General features: G+C 69.3%; 24 protein-coding genes. 17 read left to right on the forward strand and 7 right to left on the reverse strand.

Annotated elements, in window-relative coordinates; genetic code table 11:
* Window positions 1-75 precede the first annotated feature (75 nt).
* From L978_RS10240 to L978_RS10250, 3 genes are all read right to left on the reverse strand, one after another.
* Window positions 76-1,389: an ABC transporter substrate-binding protein gene (locus tag L978_RS10240; RefSeq protein ID WP_047522988.1), complete on the reverse strand. Its 1,314-nt coding sequence runs from the start codon at window positions 1,387-1,389 to the stop codon at window positions 76-78.
* 194 nt (window positions 1,390-1,583) lie between these two features.
* Window positions 1,584-2,405, reverse strand: coding sequence for an MOSC domain-containing protein (locus L978_RS10245; RefSeq protein ID WP_047522960.1), 822 nt, complete (start codon window positions 2,403-2,405; stop codon window positions 1,584-1,586).
* A gap of 129 nt (window positions 2,406-2,534) precedes the next feature.
* A complete protein-coding gene (locus L978_RS10250) occupies window positions 2,535-2,720 on the reverse strand; it encodes a DUF3073 domain-containing protein (RefSeq protein WP_029259537.1) in 186 nt (61 codons plus the stop codon).
* 150 nt (window positions 2,721-2,870) lie between these two features.
* Between L978_RS10250 and L978_RS10255 the strand changes: the two genes are divergently transcribed.
* Window positions 2,871-3,413, forward strand: a complete 543-nt coding sequence (locus tag L978_RS10255) for a universal stress protein (protein WP_047522961.1) — start codon at window positions 2,871-2,873, stop codon at window positions 3,411-3,413.
* 117 nt (window positions 3,414-3,530) lie between these two features.
* Here L978_RS10255 and L978_RS10260 read toward each other — a convergent pair whose 3' ends face one another.
* Both L978_RS10260 and L978_RS10265 read right to left on the reverse strand, forming a co-directional pair.
* On the reverse strand, window positions 3,531-4,157 hold the full coding sequence (locus L978_RS10260) for a PadR family transcriptional regulator (RefSeq protein WP_047522962.1): 627 nt from the start codon (window positions 4,155-4,157) through the stop codon (window positions 3,531-3,533).
* A complete protein-coding gene (locus L978_RS10265; RefSeq protein WP_047522963.1) occupies window positions 4,154-4,993 on the reverse strand; it encodes a DUF4097 family beta strand repeat-containing protein in 840 nt (279 codons plus the stop codon). Before L978_RS10265 ends, L978_RS10260 begins: the two co-directional genes overlap by 4 nt.
* A gap of 147 nt (window positions 4,994-5,140) precedes the next feature.
* Here L978_RS10265 and L978_RS10270 point away from each other — a divergent pair, with 147 nt between their 5' ends.
* The 10 genes from L978_RS10270 to L978_RS18365 all read left to right on the forward strand — a co-directional run bounded on the left by L978_RS10270 (window position 5,141) and on the right by L978_RS18365 (window position 13,475).
* A complete protein-coding gene (locus L978_RS10270) occupies window positions 5,141-5,803 on the forward strand; it encodes a GntR family transcriptional regulator (protein ID WP_047522964.1) in 663 nt (220 codons plus the stop codon).
* A gap of 66 nt (window positions 5,804-5,869) precedes the next feature.
* Window positions 5,870-6,667, forward strand: a complete 798-nt coding sequence (locus L978_RS10275; RefSeq protein ID WP_231555038.1) for an MBL fold metallo-hydrolase — start codon at window positions 5,870-5,872, stop codon at window positions 6,665-6,667.
* Between the two features lie 27 nt (window positions 6,668-6,694).
* Window positions 6,695-7,480 carry an NAD-dependent epimerase/dehydratase family protein gene (locus L978_RS10280; protein ID WP_047522990.1) on the forward strand — a complete coding sequence of 262 codons (786 nt, stop codon included), beginning with the start codon at window positions 6,695-6,697 and terminating at the stop codon, window positions 7,478-7,480.
* A complete protein-coding gene (locus tag L978_RS10285; protein WP_047522966.1) occupies window positions 7,477-8,466 on the forward strand; it encodes a phosphoglycerate dehydrogenase in 990 nt (329 codons plus the stop codon). Before L978_RS10280 ends, L978_RS10285 begins: the two co-directional genes overlap by 4 nt.
* Entirely contained in the window at window positions 8,463-9,269 is an 807-nt protein-coding gene (locus tag L978_RS10290) for a hydroxypyruvate isomerase family protein (protein WP_047522967.1), read from the forward strand. Before L978_RS10285 ends, L978_RS10290 begins: the two co-directional genes overlap by 4 nt.
* Window positions 9,266-9,934, forward strand: coding sequence for a hypothetical protein (locus L978_RS18755; RefSeq protein ID WP_047522968.1), 669 nt, complete (start codon window positions 9,266-9,268; stop codon window positions 9,932-9,934). The genes L978_RS10290 and L978_RS18755 overlap by 4 nt, the downstream gene beginning before the upstream one ends.
* On the forward strand, window positions 9,931-11,157 hold the full coding sequence (gene otnK, locus L978_RS10300; protein ID WP_047522969.1) for a 3-oxo-tetronate kinase: 1,227 nt from the start codon (window positions 9,931-9,933) through the stop codon (window positions 11,155-11,157). The genes L978_RS18755 and otnK overlap by 4 nt, the downstream gene beginning before the upstream one ends.
* Window positions 11,154-11,792 carry a class II aldolase/adducin family protein gene (locus L978_RS10305; protein WP_047522970.1) on the forward strand — a complete coding sequence of 213 codons (639 nt, stop codon included), beginning with the start codon at window positions 11,154-11,156 and terminating at the stop codon, window positions 11,790-11,792. The genes otnK and L978_RS10305 overlap by 4 nt, the downstream gene beginning before the upstream one ends.
* Window positions 11,789-12,466 carry a substrate-binding domain-containing protein gene (locus L978_RS10310; RefSeq protein ID WP_052193557.1) on the forward strand — a complete coding sequence of 226 codons (678 nt, stop codon included), beginning with the start codon at window positions 11,789-11,791 and terminating at the stop codon, window positions 12,464-12,466. The genes L978_RS10305 and L978_RS10310 overlap by 4 nt, the downstream gene beginning before the upstream one ends.
* 22 nt (window positions 12,467-12,488) lie before the next feature.
* Entirely contained in the window at window positions 12,489-13,475 is a 987-nt protein-coding gene (locus L978_RS18365) for a nucleoside hydrolase (RefSeq protein ID WP_052193559.1), read from the forward strand.
* Window positions 13,476-13,489: 14 nt separating this feature from the next.
* Here the strand turns inward: L978_RS18365 and L978_RS10320 are convergent, their stop codons facing one another.
* Entirely contained in the window at window positions 13,490-13,903 is a 414-nt protein-coding gene (locus tag L978_RS10320) for a cytidine deaminase (protein ID WP_047522971.1), read from the reverse strand.
* A gap of 171 nt (window positions 13,904-14,074) precedes the next feature.
* Here L978_RS10320 and L978_RS10325 point away from each other — a divergent pair, with 171 nt between their 5' ends.
* The 6 genes from L978_RS10325 (at window position 14,075) to L978_RS10350 (ending at window position 19,034) form a co-directional block, all read left to right on the forward strand.
* Window positions 14,075-15,391 (forward strand): MFS transporter, encoded by a 1,317-nt coding sequence (locus L978_RS10325; RefSeq protein WP_047522972.1) that lies wholly within the window; start codon window positions 14,075-14,077, stop codon window positions 15,389-15,391.
* Window positions 15,392-15,398: 7 nt separating this feature from the next.
* Complete coding sequence (locus tag L978_RS10330; RefSeq protein WP_052193560.1) at window positions 15,399-15,689, forward strand: hypothetical protein; 291 nt, start codon at window positions 15,399-15,401, stop codon at window positions 15,687-15,689.
* 15 nt (window positions 15,690-15,704) lie between these two features.
* Window positions 15,705-16,670 (forward strand): nucleoside hydrolase, encoded by a 966-nt coding sequence (locus L978_RS10335; RefSeq protein WP_197055646.1) that lies wholly within the window; start codon window positions 15,705-15,707, stop codon window positions 16,668-16,670.
* A 123-nt stretch (window positions 16,671-16,793) separates the two neighbouring features.
* Window positions 16,794-17,591: a MerR family transcriptional regulator gene (locus L978_RS10340; RefSeq protein ID WP_047522973.1), complete on the forward strand. Its 798-nt coding sequence runs from the start codon at window positions 16,794-16,796 to the stop codon at window positions 17,589-17,591.
* 226 nt (window positions 17,592-17,817) lie between these two features.
* Entirely contained in the window at window positions 17,818-18,189 is a 372-nt protein-coding gene (locus L978_RS10345; RefSeq protein ID WP_047522974.1) for a hypothetical protein, read from the forward strand.
* A gap of 5 nt (window positions 18,190-18,194) precedes the next feature.
* The gene (locus tag L978_RS10350) at window positions 18,195-19,034 is read left to right on the forward strand and encodes a nitroreductase family protein (protein ID WP_047522975.1); all 840 of its coding nucleotides are present in this window, start codon (window positions 18,195-18,197) and stop codon (window positions 19,032-19,034) included.
* Here L978_RS10350 and L978_RS10355 read toward each other — a convergent pair.
* On the reverse strand, window positions 19,003-20,529 hold the full coding sequence (locus L978_RS10355) for an FAD-dependent oxidoreductase (RefSeq protein WP_047522995.1): 1,527 nt from the start codon (window positions 20,527-20,529) through the stop codon (window positions 19,003-19,005). The two genes, L978_RS10350 and L978_RS10355, sit on opposite strands and share 32 nt — an antisense overlap.
* Window positions 20,530-20,573 lie beyond the last annotated feature (44 nt).

Below are 20,573 nucleotides of genomic sequence, written 5' to 3' on the forward strand. Positions count from 1 at the left end.
CCTCAAGACGACGGCGGAGTGCACGATTGCGCGTGCACTCCGCCGTCGATCATCCGATGATGCCTTCTCGCCGACTCACTCCGCGACCGGGAGCCCGAGATCCTTCAGCGAGGCCACGGCGGTGTCCTGCGCAGTGGTGAAGATGTCGGCGACCGTCGCCGTGCCGGCGACCGCGGCCGCGGCGGTCTCGTTCATCTTCGACAGCGTCGAGAAGCCCGGGGCGTACGGGAAGTCGGGGTTCAGGTTCTCGGTCGCCGTGCCGAGTTCGGCGAGCACATCCTGACCGCCGAACTGACGGAGCATCTTCTCGGGGGTCTCCACGTCGCCCTTGGCGGCGACGACGAGGCCCTGGGAGGCGAGGTCGTCGACCTGCGTGTTGAACCAGGCGTTGAACTCCATGGCCTCGGCGGGGTGCTCGCATCCCTTCATCACGGAGACGCCGGAGCCGCCGTCGGGGCCGCTCATCGCGCCGGCGCCGAAGTCGGGGAGCTGAGCCACACGCCACTGTCCTTCGGCCGGGGTGCCGTCGAGCGAGTCGAGGAGGAACCCGGCCTCCCATGCGGCTCCGACATGGCCGATGAGGCTGCCGTCGTTGAGCGCGGCGGTGAAGCCTTCGCCCCAGCGCTCGGTCGCGAGCGTCTGCTTGCTGTCGAGCAGTCCCTGCCAGAATGCGGCCACACGCTCGGAGCCGTCGCCCTCGGCGTCGACCTTCCACTCGTCGCCGGCGGTGGTGAACCAGGTGTCCCCGGCCGCGGCCGACTGGGCGGAGAGCCAGTTCTGCGCCTCGTCGGGCGTGAAGGCGGTGACGTACTTGCCGGCGGCCGTCGCTGTGGCGGAGTCGGCGGTGAGATCGTCCAGCGTCTTCGGGGCGTCGAGGCCCAGCGCCGTGAGCTCGGCCTCGTTGTAGAAGTACACGAGGGGGCCGGTGTCCTGCGGGAGGCCCACGATCGCGTCGCCGACCTTCATGCCGCTGAAGGCCCCGGCCGAGAAGTCGTCTTCGTACTTCTTGGCCTCGTCCGCGACGTCCTGCAGCAGTCCCTTGACGAACAGCTGCGGCACCTCGGAGTACCCGGTCTGCGCGAGGCAGGGACCGTTGCCGGCCTTCACATCGGTCTCGAGCTTGAGGATCATGTCGCTCGACTTGCCGTCGAACTTCGTCGCCGTGACCTGGATGTCGGGGTGATCGGCGTTCCAGCGCTCGACGATCTCCGAGGTGGGGGTCATCCCCTCGCCATCGGGGAGGCGGTGCAGGTACTCGATGGTGACGGGTTCGCTGCCGGCGCTGCTGTCACCGGAATCGCCGGATGAGCACGCGGCGAGGCCGAAGGCCGACACCGCACCCACCGCGACGATCGCGGCGGTGCGGGTGAAGCGAGGGGTGATTGCCATGCTGTTCTCCTCTTCGAGGTCAGGTTCATGCGGACCGCCCTGGGCCGGGGCTGACGCCGGAGCGTCGTCGATCACAAGCACATCAAATCAGAAAATGTTTGCGCTCACAAGCCTGGGATGACGAGAACTCGGCGCAAGCTGGCCTCGCCAAAGGGAGCGCTGACATCGCGACGGCTTGCGGTCGCGGATCCTGCTCACCCCGCGCGGACCTCGTCGCCGACGCGGATCACGCCGCCCGCGTGAGGCCGGCCGTGATCCGACGGTGTCCAACCGGGGAGAAGCAGGCGTCCGAGGGTCGGCTCCGGCTGCGCGAAGGAGGCCGTGAGGGTCGTGAGCACCGTGGCATCCCGCACGCCGGTGTCCGGGTTCGCATGGGTCGCGAGGCACCGCACGATGGGCCCGGCCGCCTGGAAGACGACGCTGCCGACGCGGACCTCCCCCGTCCAGTCGAGCTCGCTCCAGGGTGCACTGTCGTCGATCACCACGTTGGAACGGAAGCGTCGGTCGTCGACGCTCATCCCGAGGGCTTCACCCAGTGCGTGCACGCTGCCCCGGCCATGCACCGAGACGTAGCCGCGCGGACGATCCTGGAAGCGCGCGGTCTCCCCATCGCCGACGAGCACGAGCGGGAGCCGACCTGGTCGCCGGAGGCGACGGCCTTCGGGGCTCGCCAGGACGAACTCGGTCACGGCTGCGGTCAGCTCGCGCCGACCATCGTCGTCGAGTCCTGCCTCGACGAGCACCGTGCCGGAGTGTTCGATCCGCACGCGCCGTGTCTCGTCGTCATATCCGGTGCGCAGGGCGGCGAGAGCGGGGAAGTCCTGAAGCGCGAGTCCCTTGGATTTGGGCCAATAGTCCAGGCCGTCCCGGTCTTCCGGCACGGCGGCATCCGCGAACCGGAACGCCAGTACGCGGTCTCCGGCGATCCGGCCGTCGGCTTGCACGGTCAGGGCGTCGCGGCGCTCGGGGGTGAGCCCCTTGATCGGGTGACGGTAGAGGGCGACGACGCGGGCCATGAGGAGATCTTCTCAGGTGCCGGCGCCGGCGCATGACGGACAGCGCTCCGTCGCCGAGGATCACCTCACAGGCGGCGGGCATGACGAAACACCCGCATGGCCTGCGGGTGTTCGAAACAGATCAGGCGGTCAGGCCTTCTCTAGTTCGTCCTCGTCTTCGTCGGCATAGTCATCCGCCCACTTGTCGACATATGCGTCTTCGTCGGTCGGGTGACCCAGCTCGCGCTCGAGAGCGGAGTAGTTCACCGACGGACTGTACGCCTTGAGTTCGCGGGCGATCTTGGTGTGTTTCGCCTTCTGACGGCCACGGCCCATGCGCGAGACCCCCTCACGAGTTAAGCGGCGGGATTCGAGGCCCGCGGCATTTTTCACGACACCGGCCTGAAGCCGGTAAGAGTAGCATTCAGAATAGCACGCGGGTAAGACGCTCTGGCCTAAGCCAGACCGGTGAAGGGAACGATCTTCATGACCGACGACACCTCCACTCCGTCCGATGAGGCCGCACAGAACGCGGCATTGCAGAAAGCCGTCATCGTCGGCATGCAACCGGGCCAGGACCGACACGTGATCGATGAGGCCGTGAGATACGCGCGTCTGCTGAGCGCGCCGCTCGTCGTCGCGCACGTCGACGTCACGCGTTTCGTGACCTACGAGGACCCGGACGGGTACGTGCACTCGGCGCCGATCGACATCAACTTCGATGCGGGTGCCGCGGAGTTCGAGGCGGTCGAGGCCGAGGCTGCGAGGTTGCTCGCGGGCGCGGACATCACCTGGACCGCCCGCCAGCTCGTCGGGGATCCGGCCCTGGCGATCAAGCAACTCGCCAACAAGCTGGATGCGCAGCTGATCGTCGTCGGCACGCGCAAGCGCGGCATCGGCGAATCGATCAGGGAGTTCTTCACCGGCTCGGTCGCAGCGCGCCTCGCTCACCGGCAGCATCGCTCGATCCTGGTCGTGCCCCTCGGCGAGACGGTGCCCGATGACCAGAAGGAGATCTGGCCGGAGTGACGCGGCGACACCCCTCCTGACCGTCGACGCCCCCTCGCATTCCCGGGAATGCGAGGGGGCGTCGACGATCAGAGGGGGTGTCGAGCATCGGTGGGGGCGATGCGGGGCGATGCGGGGTCAGGATCCGCGGACGCTGAGGGCTGCCGTCACGTTGCGGGCGGCCTCGTCGAGCGCCGTCTCGAGCTCGGTGACGACGGATGACGACAGGGTGCCGCCCTTGGCGAGGTGGGTACGCAGATCGGTCCGCACCCGGGCGCGGAAAGCGTTGACCACGGCATCCGCTCGGTGCATCTCCTCTCGACTGAGGAGTCGGGAGTCGTCGCTCTCCGTGCGCGGACGGCTCTTCGCGGCCGAGCGTTCACCCTTCTCGGCAGCGGCGAGGTCGGCGCGGAGGCTCTTCATCGCGTCCTGGACGCTCTGGCGCACTTCACTGGCGATCAGGCGCACGGAGTCCGTGATCCCGGCCTCGATCCCGGCGAGGTCGCCCTCCCGTGAGGCGAGCTCCGCGCGGCCGGCCTCGGTGATCGAGTAGATCGTGGTGCGGCCGTCGACGGTCTTCGTGACCAGGCCCTCCTCCTCGAGCTTCGCCAGTCGCGGGTAGATGGTCCCGGCGCTGGGCGTGTAGGTGCCGCCGGTGCGGTCGGTGAGCGACTGGATGATGCCGTAGCCGTGCTGCGGCGCCTCGGCGAGGAGCGACAGCAGGTACAGCCGGAGGTCGCCGTGCGAGAAGACGGCCGGGGTCATGCTTCCCACTCCTCGTCGTCGGTGATGGAGGCCGGGGTGCGGCGGAGCACGGTGACGCCACCGGAGACGGAGTTCGCGCGCAGGTCGACGAAGCGCCCGGCGAGCTCCCCGGTGGTGCCGGTGTAGTTGCTGGGGCCCGAGGTGCTGCGCTCGATCCCGTCGATGAGCAGCCGACCGCTCAGGGACCGGATGACGTAGTTCGCGGCGAGTGACTCGTCGAGGCGCACCGTGGTGCCGCCGGAGACCGAGTTGACGTTGATGGTGTTCACGTCGCCGGCCGCATCCACGAGCGTCGAGCCCGAGACGATGTCGACCGTCGCCTTGCGCACGGCCCCGGTGACGGCGACATCGCCGGAGACGCTGTTGGCGCTGATCGAACCGGTGAGTCCGCGCACCTGCACATCGCCGGAGACGGAGTTGACCGTGAGGTCGCCGATCAGGGTGTCGACGATGATGTCGCCGGACACGGTGTTCAGGCGTGCGTCGTTGCGGATGCCCGAGACCAGGGCGCCGGCGCTGACCACGCCGAGGGTCAGGGCGATCGAGCGGGGGACCGCCACGCTCACCTCGGCGCGGGGGCCACCGGAGCCGAAGTTGCGGAACACCTCGAGGAAGTTGTCCCAGCCCAACTGCGGGTGGTCGATCTCGACCTCGCCGTCGTGGGACTCGATACGGAGGTCTTTGGTGGTGACACCGTGCACCTCGATGCGGATGCCGGGTTCGTCGTGGGCGATGACATCCACCTGTCCGCCGACCAGGCCCACCTTGAGGCGGGTGACGGACTCGATGTCGATGACGCGTTCCTCGCCCGGGGCGATGAGCCACTTCTCGGTCATGTGCTTCTCCTGTGTGAGTGTTCGAGATATATCGTGTGTTGCCACAGTAACACGATATATCTCGACATTGTCAACCCCCGCGCGTCCGTCGGAGGGTCGATGGGCCGAGCGGTAGTCTTCGACGGAAGGACTTCGAGGGGAGAAGATGTGGCCGGGCGATCGACGAAGCAGCCCATCGCCGACCGAATGTACGAGGTGCTGCTGCACCAGTTCATGTCGGGGGAGCGGGCGGCGGGGCAGAGTCTGAACATCGGTGCCCTGTCACGCGAGCTGGATGTCAGTCAGACGCCCCTGCGTGAGGCCCTGGCGCGGCTGGAGCACACCGGACTCGTCCAGCGCGAGGCGCTGCGGGGCTACCGCGTGGCCCCGGTCATGACGCGGGAAGAGGTGGAGCAGCTCGGCGAGGCCCGCGTGCTCCTGGAGCCCCGTCTCGCCTACGAAGCCGCGCAGCGGACGACCCCCGAATTCCTGGAGGGTCTGCGCGAGGCGGTGGAGGACTTCCGGCGCTCGGCCGAGGTCGCCGACACCGAGACCGAAGGCTTCGACCTCTATTGGCGCAGCGATGCGCGCTTCCACATGATGATCGCCGCGCAGTCCGGCAACGCCTTCCTGGAGCTGTCCTACGCGGCACTCGGCGGGCAGATCCAGCGGTTCCGCCTGTTCTCGAAGTTCGGGCGCACGGGAGCGGTGAGTGCGGCGCCGGAGCACGATGCGGTCTACCAGGCGATCGTGGCCGGTGATGCCGAGGGCGCGGCCGACGCGATGCGCCACCACATCATCGGTGCCACCGAGCGGCTTCTGAACGCCTGAACGGCGAGCGGTTCCGCGAAGGAGGCGACCTGTCGCTCCTGGAGGGATTGCGCTATACTATTTTTTGTGAGCGCGCAGAGTGAGGGCACCATGTCGACGTCGACGACCGGATCAGCCGGACCGTCCGGATACGTCGCACGTCCGCTCGTCGAGGGCTTCCCCGGTAAGTCGAGTTCGCACGGCGCCTTCGGATGGAGCAGCCTGTGGCTGCTCGATGACGGCGTGCGACGCGTGCTGGTCGATGCCGGACAGCCCGCGTACATCCCCCTCATCCATGCCGGCCTCGAGCGATACGGCCTGACCACGGACGACGTGACCGACGTGCTGCTGACGCACATGCACTGGGATCACGTCTCGAACTTCCCGATGTTCGCCAACGCCACGACCTGGGTGGGGGAGCGCGAGCTGCGCTGGGCGGCCGAGCAGCCGTCCGGGACACCCTTCCTTCCCGACCTCCACGTGCAGGAGCTTCTTCGCCGCACGGATCGGGTCGGACGCATGGCAGCGGGCCAGGAAGTGCTCCCCGGCATCCATGCCGTCGACAGCGCAGGGCATACCCCGCACCACCTCGCCTTCTATCTCGAGCGTGCGGACGAGAAGCGCGTCTTCGCCGGGGATGCGGTCAAGAATCTGTACGAACTCGCCTCGGGGCGGGTCGACTCGACGCTCGACGCGGACGCCAGCGCGGCCACGATCGTCGCGATGCGCTCACTGCTGACCGACACCGGAGCCAGCCTCGTACCCGGACACGACGTCGAACTGCGATGGGAGGCCGGCGAGGCACACCGCCGACGCCCCTCGGGAGCCGCGATCGGGTTCTTCGCCGACGCCTCCACGGGTGAAGAGGACCGCAGCATCGGCTGACCGCCGAGCGCGCACGAGAGGACGATGATGACGACAGTGCTGTACACCGGCGGGACCGGGCGCATGGGACGAGTGATCCGCGAGGGGCTCGCCTCCCGCTACGACCGCGTCGTGCTGTTCGCGCGGACCGACAGCGATGAGTCGCTCTTCCCCGGTGAGGAGGTCGTGATCGGTGACCTCGCCGACCTCGACGCGCTCACGGCGGCGGCGGAGGGCGTGGACGTGATCGTGCATCTCGGCGGGATCGCGGACGAAGCGTCGTTCGAGGAGATCCGCCGCGTGAACATCGACGGCACCTACCACGTCTACGAAGCGGCGCGACGCGCCGGTGTGCGTCGTGTCGTCTACGCCAGCTCCAACCACGTCGTCGGCTTCCATCCCGCGGAGGAGGTGCTGGACGAGAGCGCATCGCTGCGTCCGGACACCTTCTACGGGGTCTCGAAGGCGTTCGGTGAGGCCCTCGCCAGCCTCTACCACGACAAGTGGGGGGTCGAGTCGGTGCTCGTCCGCATCGGCACGTTCCGTCCGGAGCCCGAGGACAGGCGTCAGCTCGCGCTCTGGCTCAGCTGGCGCGACGGGGTCGAGCTCTTCCGCTGTGCGATCGAGAGCGCCCCGGTGGGCTGCGCGGTCGTCTACGGCTGCTCGGCCAACGCCGGCCGCTGGTGGAACGGTGACGCGGGATGGGCCGCGATCGGCTACGTGCCCCGCGACGATGCCGCCGACCACACCGACGGCGTGGACTTCGCCGCTCCGGCACCCACTCTGCACGGCGGTGCTTTCGCCGCCCCCGACTACGAAGGAGGGATCTGGTGACATCGCCCGATTCCCAGGATGTGCTGATCACCACCGCGTTCCTCGAACCCGGCGACGAGGTCGACCGGATGCTGCGCGGCGCAGGACTCACGACTCGGCATGAGCCGGAGCTCGAACGCCTCTCCGCCGAGGAACGGGCCCGGGCGCTCTCGGGCGTCCGCGCGATCATCGCCGGCACCCGCCCGCTGGGCGAGGAGGAGTTCGCGCAGGCCCCTGCGCTGCGCATGATCGTGCGCACGGGCGTCGGCTACGACAGCGTCGACGTGGGGGCGGCGACGGCACGCCGAGTTCCCGTGTGCGTCACCCCCGGCGCCAACCGTCAGGCGGTCGCGGAGCACGTCTTCGCCCTGGCCCTCGCCTGTGCCCGGCGCATCCCCGAGAACATCGGCAACCTCGCCGCGGGCACCTGGCAGCAGCTCACCGGACGGGAGCTGCAGGGGGCGACTCTCGGAATCCTCGGGCTGGGCTCGATCGGAAAGGCGGTCGCGACGATCGCCGCGGGCTTCGGGATGAAGGTCGTCGCGTACGATCCGTACTTCGACGAGGGCTTCGCCGCGGCCAACGGCATCCGTCGGCTCGAACTCGAGGATCTGCTCCGAGAAGCCGACTTCGTCACGCTGCACCTGTTCCTCGACGAGACGACCCGGAACCTCCTCGACGCCTCTCGCCTCGCTCTGATGAAGCCCGACGCGGTGCTGATCAACACCGCGCGCGGCGGCATCATCGACGAGGACGCCCTGGTCGCCGCCGTCCGCGACGGGCGCATCGGCGCCGCCGCTCTCGACGTCTTCGCGGACGAGCCGCTGGGGGCCTCGAGCCCGCTCCTGCACACCCCCGGCATCCTCGCCACGACGCACGTCGCGGGCGCGACCCGCGAGGCCCGTGGCGAGTCCGGTCGCATGGCCGCGCGCAACGTGATCGCGACTCTCCGCGGTCAGGCTCCCGAGTTCGTGGTGAACCCCGACTACGACGCGGTGACCGCATGATCGTCGAAACCTCTTCGGGGCCGGTGCGCCTCGCCGCCAACCTCAAGTGGATGTTCACCGAGGTCCCCTTCGCCGAGCGGTTCGACGCGGCCGCGGAGGCGGGCTTCACCGCGGTGGAGTTCGCCTCGCCCTACGAGCTCGCGCCCGCGGACGTGCGTCGGCTGCTCGACGACGCGGGCCTGGCGCAGATCCTCATCAACACGCCCGCCGGACCCGCGGGGACGCCTACGGCCTCGGGCGCGGCCTTCGTGCCCGGTGCCGAGCAGGAGTTCCGCGAGGGGGTGCTGCGGGCGTTGGAGTACGCGACGGCGCTCGGGGCACGCGTGGTTCACGCCATGGCCGGCATCAGGCCGTCCGGAGCCGACCCCGAGGCCGCATTCGCGACCTATGTGTCGAACATCTCCTGGGCGGCCGAGCAGGCGCGTGGCACGGGGGTCCGGCTGGCACTGGAAGCGATCAACAAGCGTGATCAGCCCGGCTACGGCCTCGCCTCGATGGAGACCGCGGCGGCGGTGGCGCAGGTGGTGGATCTCGACATCGTCGGCGTGCTCTTCGACGTCTACCACGCGCAGGTCGACCGCGGGAACGTCATCGAGCGTTTCGAGCAGCTCCGGCCGATGGTCGCGCATGTGCAGATCGCCGACAACCCCGGTCGCGGCGAACCCGGAACCGGCGAGATCGCCTACGAGCGCGTGCTCGCCCGGATCGCGCAGAGCGGATACCCCGGGTGGATCGGCTGCGAGTACGCCCCCGTCGCGGGCACCCGCGACGGGCTCACCTGGATCGAGAGGACCCTCCGGTGACCGACCCGAGAATCGCGCTCATCAGCGCGACACCCCCGGCGATCGCCCCGGCGGCCGCCGCCCTCACCGCCGCCCTTCCCACGGCGACGGTGTGGAATCTGCTCGATGATCGTCTCCTGGCCGATGCGCAGACCGAGGGCGGCATCACCGCACCGCTGGCTGCGCGCATGGACAGCCTCATCGAGCTCGCTCTGGCCGGGGGAGCGGATGGCGTGCTGCTCACGTGCTCCCAGTTCGGAGAGCGTGCCGACCGGAGGGAGAGCGACGCCGACGGTGTCACCGTGCTCTCGGCCGACGGTCCCCTCTTCGCCGAAGCCGTCGCCGCCGCCCCCGAACGGGTTCTGCTCGTCGCCTCGTTGGCCTCGGCCGCGAGCGACAGCGGAGCGCGTCTGGAGCAGGCGTTCGCGGCTGCCGGGTCGGCGGCGCGCGTGCACCCGCTGGTGATCCCGGACGCGGCCGCACCCCTGTCCGCGCCGGAGCTCGTCGAGACACTGGCTGCAGGGATCGCCGGCGTCGACGAGCCCTACGACCTGGTGGTTCTCGCCCAGTACTCGCTCGCGGGGGCCGCGTCGTCCCTCGCGGATCGCTTCGGTGTCGCGGTCCTGGACGGGCCGGCCGCAGCCGCGCGACGGTTGACCGCGGCGCTCCGGGAGGATCGAGGATGATCGGCGTCATCGCCGACGACATGACGGGGGCGACGGATGTCGCGGCGGCCCTGCGCCGGGCGGGACTGCGCACGCTCCTCGTTCTCGGCACCGAGCTCGACGAGCACGCTGGCCCCGCCGACGGCATCGTCATCGGGCTGAAGACCCGGTCCCTTCCCGTCGAGGAGGCCGTCGCCCAGAGTCTCGCCGCGCTCACGGTGCTACGGCGTCAGGGAGCGGATCGCATCTACGTCAAGTACTGCTCGACGTTCGACTCCACGGACGAGGGCAACATCGGTCCGATCACGGAGGCGATCGCCGACGCCCTTCGCGCGGATCTCGTGGTGACGACGCCGGCCGCACCCCTGCACGGGCGCACCGTCTACCGCGGCCACCTCTTCGTCGGCGACGTGCTGTTGGCCGAGACGCACATGCGCGACCATCCGGTGACCCCGATGCGCGACTCCTCGGTGCCGCGGCTGCTCGCGGCGCAGTGCACGGCGCCGGTCGGGCTCCTGCCCCTCGACGTGGTGCAGCGGGATGCCGACTCCGTGCGCGAGGTCATGCGTCGGTCGCGTGCGGAGGGGATCCGTCACCTCGTCGCCGACGCCGTGACCGATGCCGACCTCGCCGTCCTCGCCGACGCCGTCGACGGGGAGGTCCTCGTGGCCGGATCCGCCGGGCTCGTCGGAGCGATGGCTCTGCGGGAGACGGCGGGCGGCACGACGGCGCCCACGCCCCCATCGGGTCGCACCGCGATCATCGCGGGCAGCTGCTCCCGACGCACGCTCGAGCAGATCGACCGTTTCGTCGGTTCGGGCGGCCCCGCTCATCGCGTCGTGGCCGAGCCCGGCGACACCGCCGAGGAGCTGGCTGCGCGCGCGGTGGAGTGGTGGGAGCACCTGCCCTCCGACGCGGATGCCCTCCTCTACTCCTCCACCCCGGCAGCGGAGCGCCGCCAGGATGTGCCGGGTGCCGGCGAACTCTACGAAAGGGCGGCGGGCCTCATCGCCTCGCAGCTGTCGGATCGAGGTGTGAAGCGCCTGCTCGTCGCCGGAGGGGAGACCTCCGGCGAGGTCGTCCGGGCCCTCGGCACGACCGTCGCGGTGGTGGGGGAGGAAGTCGCACCGGGCGCCCCCTGGATCCACGATGAGGAGCGCGACGTGCATCTGGTCCTCAAGTCCGGGAACTTCGGCGAGGAGGACCTCTTCGTCGAGGTCGCGGCACAGGGGCGAACGGAATGAGCGCCGATGCCCGCCGCGCGATCGAACGCGTCGCCCACTCGATCCACCGCCGTGGCCTCACGCATGGCCGCACCGGGAACCTCGCCGTGCGCGACGGGGAACGCGTGCTGCTCACTCCGACCGGGGTCAGCCTGGCCGACGTCGACGCGGACCGGCTGTCGGTGGTCGCCCTCGACGGATCGCACCTCGATGGGCCGAAGCCGACGAAGGAAGCCTTCCTCCATGTCGCGCTGCTGCGTGTGCGGCCGGAGGCGAATGCGGTCGTGCACACGCACTCGGTCCATGCCGCCGCGGTGTCGTGCCTGTCCGACGTCGATCCCGAGAATCCGATCCCGCCCCTGACCGCGTACTACGGCATGCGCGTGGGGAAACTGCGGATGCTGCCCTACTTCGCCCCGGGAGACCCGGCAGTGACCGGTGCCGTCGAGGACGCCGCACGGGTGACCCATGCCCTGCTCCTGCGCAACCACGGCCCCGTCGTCGCCGGGGCCGACCTGGACACCGCGCTCGACGCGGTGGAGGAGCTCGAGCACACCGCGCAGCTGTTCCTCCTCACGCGCGGCCTCGCCACGTCGCCCCTCACCTCGGCGCAGCTGCACGCGTTCGCCACGCCCTCTGGAAGGACCTCCTCGTGATCACCCTGTACAGCGGGCTCGTCGTCAAGAACCCCCTCGTCGAGCACGTCATCCCCGCGTTCGAGCGCGAGACCGGCACGCACATCGAGGCGACGTTCGAGCCCACCACCGTGCTGCTCGAACGGATTGCCGCGGGAGAGCGCCCCGACCTGGTGCTCGGCGTCTCGTCCTCCGTCACCGATCTCGCGGCGCAGGGTCTGGTGGACCCCGAGGTCGTCGCCGAGATCGCGGTTTCCTCCGTCGGTTTCGCCCGACCGGACGACGCGGCAGGACCGGCCGACGACTCGGCGACGACGTTTCTCGACTATCTGCTCGCCGCCCGTGCCGTCGCCTACACGCTCAGCGGGGCGAGCGGTGTGCACTTCATGAAGATGCTTCGCGAGCGCGGCCTCCTCGAGCGCATCGATGAGCGCGCGGTGCGATGCGAGAGCGGACTCACGGCTGAGGCGCTGCTCGACGGACGTGCCGACGTCGCGATCCAGCAGGTGAGCGAGCTGCGCTCGGTCCCCGGTGCGCATGTCGTCGAACCGATTCCCCACGAACTGCAGTCCTACGGGCGGTTCGCCGTCGGTGCCCGTCCCGGCGCCGGCGACGACGCGTCCCGATTCGTCACCCTCTTGACCGAGAAGCCGGCACAGGACGCATTCGCCGCGTTCGGGCTGTCGCGTCCCTGAAACCCGAACGAGGAGAGCACCCATGAGAAGAGTCATCGTCGACACCGACACCGGGGTGGATGACGCCCTGGCGCTGATGCTTCTGGCCGCCGATCCGGAGGTCGAGATCCTGGCGGTGGTCAGCGTCTTCGGCAACACCACCGGAGAGCGGGCCGCCGACAACGCACGGTACGTGCTGGACACCTGCGGACGCACCGACGTTCCGGTCTACCGCGGGGCGGACGAGCCGCTGGTGCAGGAGCTGCGGATGAACCCGGGCATCCACGGCGAGGACGGCTTCGGCAACACGGGACTCCGGCCCGCCGAGTCGGTCGACCCCGAGCCGGTCGGTGTCTCCGTCGTGCTCGACCTCGTCGACCGATATGACGGCGAGATCGACTATCTCGCGCTCGGTCCGCAGACGAACCTCGCCGCTGCTGTCGAGGCCCGGCCCGACCTGCTGCAGCGACTTCGCTCGACCACCGTCGTCGGGACGCTCGGCCCGGCGCTGTACCACGACACCGCGCCGTGGGAGGATCGTCGGTTCCGGGTCTCGCGTGACCCCAACGTGTCGTTCGACATCGACGCCGCGCGTATCGTCGCAGCCCACGAGGGCGACGTCACCTGGTGCGGGCCGTACGTCACCCGTCAGGCCCTCGTCCCTGAGGACTTCTTCCTCGAGATCGCCTCGTCGACCGGCTTCGCGCCCGCGCAGCTGATCACCGCGATCAGTCGTGACTATGCCGGCTTCTACTCGCGTTCCTACCCGCAGCCGGAGGGGCGCCGGGTCATGGGCATCAACGACAGCATGGCGGTGGCGAGCCTGCTGTATCCGGAACTCGTGACAGGAGCGGTCATGCGGCCGCTCGAGACGTTCCGCGACCCCGAGACCGGAGACCGCTACCTCGCCGGCGTGCATCCGGTGAAGGACGAGACGCGACCGATCCACCGCGTCGTCTTCGACATGGATTTCGACGGCGTGCTGGATCGGATCGGCGAGGTGCTGCGGCGTCCGCTGCCCTGGCGCTGACCTCCGCGAACGGCTCAGTCGTAGGTGCGCGCGCGAACCCATGGCATCGGCAGCAGATCGGCGGCGGTCACCCACACCGGGTGGCCGCCGCCGTCTGCGAGCGTGCGGATGCCCGGTGCGACCGCGGGCACGACTTCCCGGCAGACGCCGCAGGGGTTGAGGATCACGGTCGTGCCGTCGTCGCGCAGGCCGACCGAGACGATGGCTTCGATCTCCTGCTCACCTCCGATCCGGGCGTTGGCGAGGGCGGTGCTCTCCGCGCAGACGCTCTCTCGTGGGGTGCGCAGGCTGAGGCCGAGGTAGATGGCTCCGGAGGCTCCGCGCGCGGCGGCGGCGACGCGGTGGAGGTTCGCATCGTGCGCACGGATGATCAGGTCGGATGCGGCGGCGAGGAGCCGTCGGTCGTCGTCGTCGAGTGAGGAATTCACGATGAACTCTTTCCGTCACGGAGGGGGCTACTGCTATACTATAGTCGTACTCGGATCTGCTTCCCGAAGATGCACACTCCTCGCCGTTGGGTGAGAACTGTGTCATGACCAGGGGATATCCGCATTCAAGGGTCGATCAACTCCCTCTCGGGGGCAGAGCAAAGGAGCTCCATGAGCACTGAAGAAGTAGTGGCCACCGCACCGCAGCAGCTGAGGGGCAAGGCGAGCCGCACCGAGCGCAAGAACCTCCGGGCCTTGAGCTGGGGTCACGCGCTCGAATGGTACGACTGGGCGATCTTCGGATTGCTGTCGGTCTACCTCGGCGCGGCGTTCTTCCCCTCCGACAGTCCACTCGCCTCGACCTTGAACGCACTCGCCGTCTTCGCGGTCGGGTTCGTCGCACGTCCGCTCGGCGGGGTCGTCTTCGGCTTCGTGGCCGACCGCTTCGGGCGCAGGAAGATCATGATCTTCGCCGTCGGCGCGGTCGCGCTGGGCAGCTTCATCATCGGCGTGCTCCCCGACTACCAGACCATCGGAGCCCTCGCGCCGATCGTCGTCGTCGTCGCGCGCCTCCTGCAGGGACTCTCCGCCGGTGTGGAGGCGCCGCTCGGCACGGCGTACGCGCTCGAGCTGGTTCCGAACCGCCCCGGCTACGTCGCCGGCTTCTTCGCGTTCTTCAACAACCTGGGCAACCTGCTCGCACCCACGTCGATCTTCCTGATCAGCCTGCTGCTGGGCCCCGAAGCCCTCGCCGCGTACGGCTGGCGCATCCCGTTCATCGTGGGTGGTCTGTTCGGTCTGATCGTGCTGTGGCTGCGTCGGACGCTGCCCGAGACCCTCGACACCGCGGCGATCCGCACGGTGGGTGCGGTCCCCACCAAGGACAACTCGGTGTGGCGCGACGTCCGCAAGTACTGGCTGAGCGTGCTCGCGACGGTCTTCATCGTCGGTGCGATCCAGGCGTACAACTACACGTGGATCGCCGGACTCCCGAACCTCGCCAACGGCACGTTCGGAGAAGACCCCACCGCCGTGTTCGCCATCACCACGGGAATGGGCGTCTTCCTGACGGTCGGGGCCTTCGCGCTGAGCCGCATCCTCGATCGGTTCCCGATGTCCAAGTGGTTCGTGGTGGCGCGTCTCGCGGCCATCCCGACGATCTTCCTGGCGCTGCTGTACTCGCAGCCCGGGGTCGGCACGCTCGCCGGCGTGATGTTCGGTGGGGCGATCGTGCTGCTCCTGAACATGACCATCTTCGTGGTCGTGTCCAACTCCCTGCTGCCGCAGCACATCCGCGGCACCGGGCTCGGTCTCGGCTACGGCCTGGGAGTGGCCATCTTCGGTGGCACCGCCTCGTACCTGCTCCTCTGGCTGCAGAGCCAGGGCATGATGTGGATCTTCCCGATCTACATCGCGGCCCTCTGCGCGATCAGCGTGGTGCTCTACGTCCTCGCGAAGCGCCGCAACGGCCTCTTCGTGGGCAAGTGACCTCCTGATGGATCTGTGGCGCGAGATCGTCGGCTGGGCCGGCAGCGCTCTCTTGATCGTCTCGCTCCTGCAGCCGACGATCTCGCGCCTGCGCTGGCTGAACCTCGGAGCCTCCTCGTTGCTGATGGGATACAACCTGATGCTCGGCAGCGCGCCCATGGTCGCCCTCAACATCACGCTGATCGCGATCAACTGCTGGTACCTCTTCGTCTACACGCGTTCCGCCCGCGCCGCACGGCTGAGGGCGGCGACCGCGGACGGGCACAGTGAAGCGTCCGATCGGCAGACCAGCCGCTAGGACATGAAAGAAAGCATGGATATGGAACGACTGATCATTGACACCGACCCCGGGATCGACGACGCGGGGGCGCTGTTCTGGGCGCTCTCCTCCGACGCCTTCCAGATCGAGGCGCTGACCACGGTGTTCGGCAACGTCGATGTCGACACGGCGACGGCCAACGCCCGCAAGATCGCCGCCGTCGCCGGTCGTTCCGACCTGCCGATCTGGAAGGGTGCCAGCCGGCCACTGGTCGGCGAACCCCACTTCGCGGAGCACATCCACCGTCCTGGCGGGGTGGGCTTCTGGGAGTACCCGGACCCGGACCCCCAGGCCGAGGTCGAGCCGGACGCCGTCCGCCGGATGATCGACACGGTCATGTCGGCTCCGGGCGAGGTGACGATCATGGCCCTCGCGCCCCTGACGAACGTGGCTCTGGCCATCACGCTGGAGCCGGAGTTCGCGCGCTCGGTGCGCCGGATCATCTACATGGGCGGCGCGGCACTCACGTGGGGCAACGTCACGCCCGTCGCGAGCGCGAACATCTTCAACGATCCCGAAGCCGCGGAGATCGTCATCCAGTCCGGGGCACCCCTCACGCAGGTCGGCCTGGACGTGTCCCGGAGCTTCGCCCTCACGCCGGACCACGTCCGCACCCTCTGGGAGTCGCGCTCGCCGATGGGCCTGGCGCTCTGCGAGATGATCGGATACCCGGATCGTCAGGACGACCCCGACGAGATGCCCGAGTGGAAGACCGAGGGCATGCACCTCAACGATGTGCCCTGCGTCGCCTATGCCCTCAACCCCGACTGGTTCACGGTGCGCAACCTCCGTGTGGACGTCGAGCTTAACGGGACGCACACCCGCGGACAGACCGTCGTGCAGATGATCGATCGCTGGCAGGGGGTGCCGAACGTCGACGTGCTGTTCGACATCGATGCGCAGGCGGTCGCCGACGCGCTCACGGCCTCGCTCACCGCGTTCGGAACCGCCACCGACTGACGTCTTCGCCCTGAACGGCCTCACCCTGGAATCGGGGGTGGGGCCGTTCGTGTGTTTTGGGCGTCTTGACCTTGACGCTACGTCAACTCCTAGAGTCGAGTCATCGAACGGAGGAGGGCGGACATGGACACGGACGACTGGTCGATCCAGGAGATCGCGCGGCTGGCCGGCACGACGAGTCGCACGCTGCGGCACTACGACTACATCGGTCTGCTCCCGCCGACGCGCATCGCGCACAACGGCTACCGGCATTACGACGCCCAGGCACTCGTGCGACTCCAGCGCATCCTCCTGCTGCGGGAGCTCGGACTCGGGCTGCCGCAGATCGCGGAGGTCCTCGGAGCATCCACCGACCGGATGCCATCGCAGACCGAAGCCTCCGCACTGGAGACCCATCTCGCGCTGCTGCGCGAGGAGCAGACCCGGCTGGCGCGACAGATCGCGTCGGTCGAATCCACCATCACGGCATTGAGAGGAGGTGAACGACTCATGGCAGAGAACATGTTCGACGGTTTCGACCACACGCAGTACAAGGACGAGGTCGAGGAGCGGTGGGGCAAGAAGGCCTACGCCGACAGCGACCGCTGGTGGCGCGGGATGACGGATGCCGAACGCGCCGACTGGCAGCAGCGCGTGTCCGACCTCGGGCGCGACTGGATCGCCGCCGCGGAGAGCGGTATCGATCCGGCATCCTCCGAGGCTCAGGAGATCGCGCGGCGCCACGTCGAGTGGCTCACGGGCATCCCCGGCACACCCGCCGCCGTCCCCGGAGGCGACGTCAAGGCGTACGTGATCGGGCTCGGCGAGATGTACGTCGCGGATCCGCGTTTCGGCGCGAACTACGCGACCTCGTCCGGCGGAACGCACGGTGCGGAATTCGTCCGCGATGCCCTGCGCATCTACGCGGAGGGCAACCTCTAGCCCAGACCCTCCTTCCGGTCGCGATATGTCACCCCAAATCACCGTTTCGGCTGCCATATCGCGACCGGAACGGGCGACCGGAACGGCGCGGGGGCGTACCGAACGGGCGACCGGAACGGCGCGGGGGCGTACCGAACGGGCGACCGGAACGGCGCGGGGCGTACCGAAGGGGCGGGCGGGATGCAAGGGGGCGATCGCGGGGTGGTCCCGGGCGTAGGGTCGGGGCATGGCTCACGGATCCCGGCGCAGGAACCCCGCGTCGCTGTTCGTCGCCGCGGCCGCGGTCTATGCCGCGAACTGCATGCTCGGCGCGTCGGTCGCGGCGCGGATCGTCGACACCCGGAACTTCCGGTGGCTGCATCACCTGCTCTACATCGCCACGTGCACGTCCGTCGGTGCCGCGGTCGTCTCGGGATCCGCAGGCCGGTCCCGCCAGGGCCGACGTGCCGCACTCGCGGTGCTCCCGGCCGCCGTCCCCCTCGCCGCGATCCCGTACCTCGGCACCCACACCCGGCGGCATCCGCTGGTCGCGCTCACCGCCGCCCCCTTCATCGTCGCGGGGCTGGTGCTCTCGCGATCCGCCGCCGACCGGAAGTGACACGCATGGAACTGCTCGACGCCATCCGCCGCCGCAAGACTACGAACGGGGCTTTCCTGCCCGACCCCGTCTCCGAGGAGCATCAGCGCATCCTCCTGGAAGCCGCGGGGCGCGCGCCGTCGCAGCTGAACAGTCAGCCCTGGCGGTTCGTCGTGATCGAGAGCCGCGACACCATCGAGCAGATCGCACGCATCTCGGGCGAGAGCATGACCGAGGCGATGTCGAACGGCACGTTCTTCGAGCGCTACAAGCCGTACTTCCGCTTCAGCGAGGCCGAGATGGAGGAGAAGCGCAGCGGCATGCTCTTCGACAAGCTGCCCGCCGCACTGCGCCCCTTCACGAGTCAGGTCTTCACGAAGCGCGGGCAGACCCTCATGAACACCTTCGGGGTTCCGAAGACCCTCGGTGCCGAGAACCGCAAGCTGGTGGCCGGATCACCGCTCCTGCTCGGGGTCATGCTCGACCGGAGCGAGTATCGGCCGGGGCAGCTCTCGTCGTTCTACTCGGTGTTCAGCATGGGAGCCGCGATGGAGAACGTCTGGCTCACTACGGTCGAGCTCGGGATGGGGATCCAGTTCATCTCGTTCCCGATGGAGGTGCCTGGTCGCTGGGACGAGATCGTGCAGCTGCTGCGTGTGCCGGACGACCTGGAGCTCATGGCCGTCTACCGACTCGGCTACCTGCCGCCGGAACAGCGTCGTCCCGCGATCGACTGGTCGAGCAGTCAGCGCAAGCTCGTCTCGCAGTACGTGTTCCGCGAGAACGGCGAGACGCCGCAGGAGGGATGGGATGGCGCGCCGCCCCGGGGCGAGATCATTCCCGGTCCTCGCCCGACAGAGGCGTGAGATCGCGCAGCGCCGGTCCCTCGATCCGGGTGCCGTCGGGGCGGAAGCGTGAGGCATGCAGGGGGCAGTCCCACGAGCACTCGGCGTCGTTCCACGTGAGCACTCCGCCCAGATGAGGGCACACCGCGCTCACTGCGCGGGTGACGCCGTCGACCGTCGACACCGCGACCGGCCGACCCGCGCGGTTCGCCACCGTGCCCTGGCCCTCGGCGGGCCGCGGGACGGGGGTGGGGTGGCGTTCTGCCTCCGTCCACCCGGACGCGAGGGCCGCAGCCACCTTCCCGCCTTCCTTCGCACCGCGCCCCAGATCGGCGGGGACCGTGAGCCGTGTGCCGATCGTGGTCATCCAGGCCGCGCGCTCGCGGCGAGGGGTGCCGAGGATCTCGGCCGTGAGGCGCAGCGCAGCGGCCGGACCGTTCGAGAGGCCCCATTTGCCGTAGCCGGTCGCGAAGCGGATGCGACCGAGACCGCGTGGCATCGCCCCCACGAACGGGATGAGGTCGTGCGACTCGTAGTCCTGCGCCGACCATCGATGCGTCTCCTCGGCGCCGGGGAAGTGCAATCGGGTCCAGGCGATGAGGTCGTCCACCGCTGCGGCCTCGCCACCTCCGCGACCGACCGGATGACCGTTGCCGCCGACGGCGAGCTGGGCTTCTCCGCCCGGACCGTCCTCTGCGCTCACCGGACGGATCGAGCGGGTGGGGCCGTCGACCGAGAGGAAGGTGCCGTCCGGGAGGCCGCCCGGCACGCGGAAGGAGACGCAGTACGACCGCAGCCCTCGCGTCTTGGCGAAGTACAGGCCGCGATCCGTGATCGGTGTGCCGGTCGCGAGCACGATGTGGTCGCCGAAGAGTGGTCCGTCCACGGTGTCGACCCGGCCGGCGAAGGCGCGTGTCCCCGTCGCCCGGACTCCGGTGTGCACCGTGCCGCCCGACGCGAGCAGCTCGGTGACGAGGGCCTGGGCCACCGCGACCGGATCGATCGTCACCTGATCGTCGAGCGCGACCGCCGCGGCCATCGGGAACGTCGTCCTCGGTCGGGTCGTCGCCATCAGCAGCCTCGTCGGCAGCCCGGCTTCCCGCGCGGCGGTGTGCTGGTCCCGGACGATCCCCGCCCCGGCCGGACCCTGCGCGTAGGAATGATCGGTGCGGCGGGTGTAGGTCACGCCGGCCATGTCGGCGAACGCGGTCAGCCACTCCATCCCCGCGCGATTGGCGTCGACGTAGGCCCGCACGAGAGAGGCCGGATGGTGCCGTCGGAGCGCTTCCAGGTGCGCGCCGTGCAGGATCGAGAGCTTGCCCGTGTTCGCACCCGTCGCGAGCTCCGCGATCCCGCCCGCATCGATCACCGCGACGTCGAGTCCGGCGCGGGTGAGCATCACGGCGGTGGAGAGTCCGGTGATGCCCGCCCCGACGACGACCACGTCGTGATGCGCGCCCGCCTCGAAGGGGGAGCCCACGGGCAGGTTCTTCTCGAGCTTCCACAGTGGTCTCATTCCGACAGTCAACGTCGCGAGGAGCGAGGGAGCCACGCCCTTGA

The organism is Microbacterium sp. ZOR0019 (assembly GCF_000800925.1).
Taxonomy (GTDB): Bacteria; Actinomycetota; Actinomycetes; order Actinomycetales; family Microbacteriaceae; genus Microbacterium; species Microbacterium aurugineum.

What these genes read in the sequence shown, in the direction of transcription:
- L978_RS10240 (WP_047522988.1), bottom strand. Translation starts at nt 1,389, where the DNA reads ATGGCAATCACCCCTCGCTTCACCCGCACCGCCGCGATCGTCGCGGTG.
- L978_RS10245 (WP_047522960.1), bottom strand. Translation starts at nt 2,405, where the DNA reads ATGGCCCGCGTCGTCGCCCTCTACCGTCACCCGATCAAGGGGCTCACC.
- L978_RS10250 (WP_029259537.1), bottom strand. Translation starts at nt 2,720, where the DNA reads ATGGGCCGTGGCCGTCAGAAGGCGAAACACACCAAGATCGCCCGCGAA.
- L978_RS10255 (WP_047522961.1), top strand. Translation starts at nt 2,871, where the DNA reads ATGACCGACGACACCTCCACTCCGTCCGATGAGGCCGCACAGAACGCG.
- L978_RS10260 (WP_047522962.1), bottom strand. Translation starts at nt 4,157, where the DNA reads ATGACCCCGGCCGTCTTCTCGCACGGCGACCTCCGGCTGTACCTGCTG.
- L978_RS10265 (WP_047522963.1), bottom strand. Translation starts at nt 4,993, where the DNA reads ATGACCGAGAAGTGGCTCATCGCCCCGGGCGAGGAACGCGTCATCGAC.
- L978_RS10280 (WP_047522990.1), top strand. Translation starts at nt 6,695, where the DNA reads ATGACGACAGTGCTGTACACCGGCGGGACCGGGCGCATGGGACGAGTG.
- L978_RS10290 (WP_047522967.1), top strand. Translation starts at nt 8,463, where the DNA reads ATGATCGTCGAAACCTCTTCGGGGCCGGTGCGCCTCGCCGCCAACCTC.
- otnK (WP_047522969.1), top strand. Translation starts at nt 9,931, where the DNA reads ATGATCGGCGTCATCGCCGACGACATGACGGGGGCGACGGATGTCGCG.
- L978_RS10305 (WP_047522970.1), top strand. Translation starts at nt 11,154, where the DNA reads ATGAGCGCCGATGCCCGCCGCGCGATCGAACGCGTCGCCCACTCGATC.
- L978_RS18365 (WP_052193559.1), top strand. Translation starts at nt 12,489, where the DNA reads ATGAGAAGAGTCATCGTCGACACCGACACCGGGGTGGATGACGCCCTG.
- L978_RS10325 (WP_047522972.1), top strand. Translation starts at nt 14,075, where the DNA reads ATGAGCACTGAAGAAGTAGTGGCCACCGCACCGCAGCAGCTGAGGGGC.
- L978_RS10330 (WP_052193560.1), top strand. Translation starts at nt 15,399, where the DNA reads ATGGATCTGTGGCGCGAGATCGTCGGCTGGGCCGGCAGCGCTCTCTTG.
- L978_RS10335 (WP_197055646.1), top strand. Translation starts at nt 15,705, where the DNA reads ATGGATATGGAACGACTGATCATTGACACCGACCCCGGGATCGACGAC.
- L978_RS10340 (WP_047522973.1), top strand. Translation starts at nt 16,794, where the DNA reads ATGGACACGGACGACTGGTCGATCCAGGAGATCGCGCGGCTGGCCGGC.
- L978_RS10345 (WP_047522974.1), top strand. Translation starts at nt 17,818, where the DNA reads ATGGCTCACGGATCCCGGCGCAGGAACCCCGCGTCGCTGTTCGTCGCC.
- L978_RS10350 (WP_047522975.1), top strand. Translation starts at nt 18,195, where the DNA reads ATGGAACTGCTCGACGCCATCCGCCGCCGCAAGACTACGAACGGGGCT.
- L978_RS10355 (WP_047522995.1), bottom strand. Translation starts at nt 20,529, where the DNA reads ATGAGACCACTGTGGAAGCTCGAGAAGAACCTGCCCGTGGGCTCCCCC.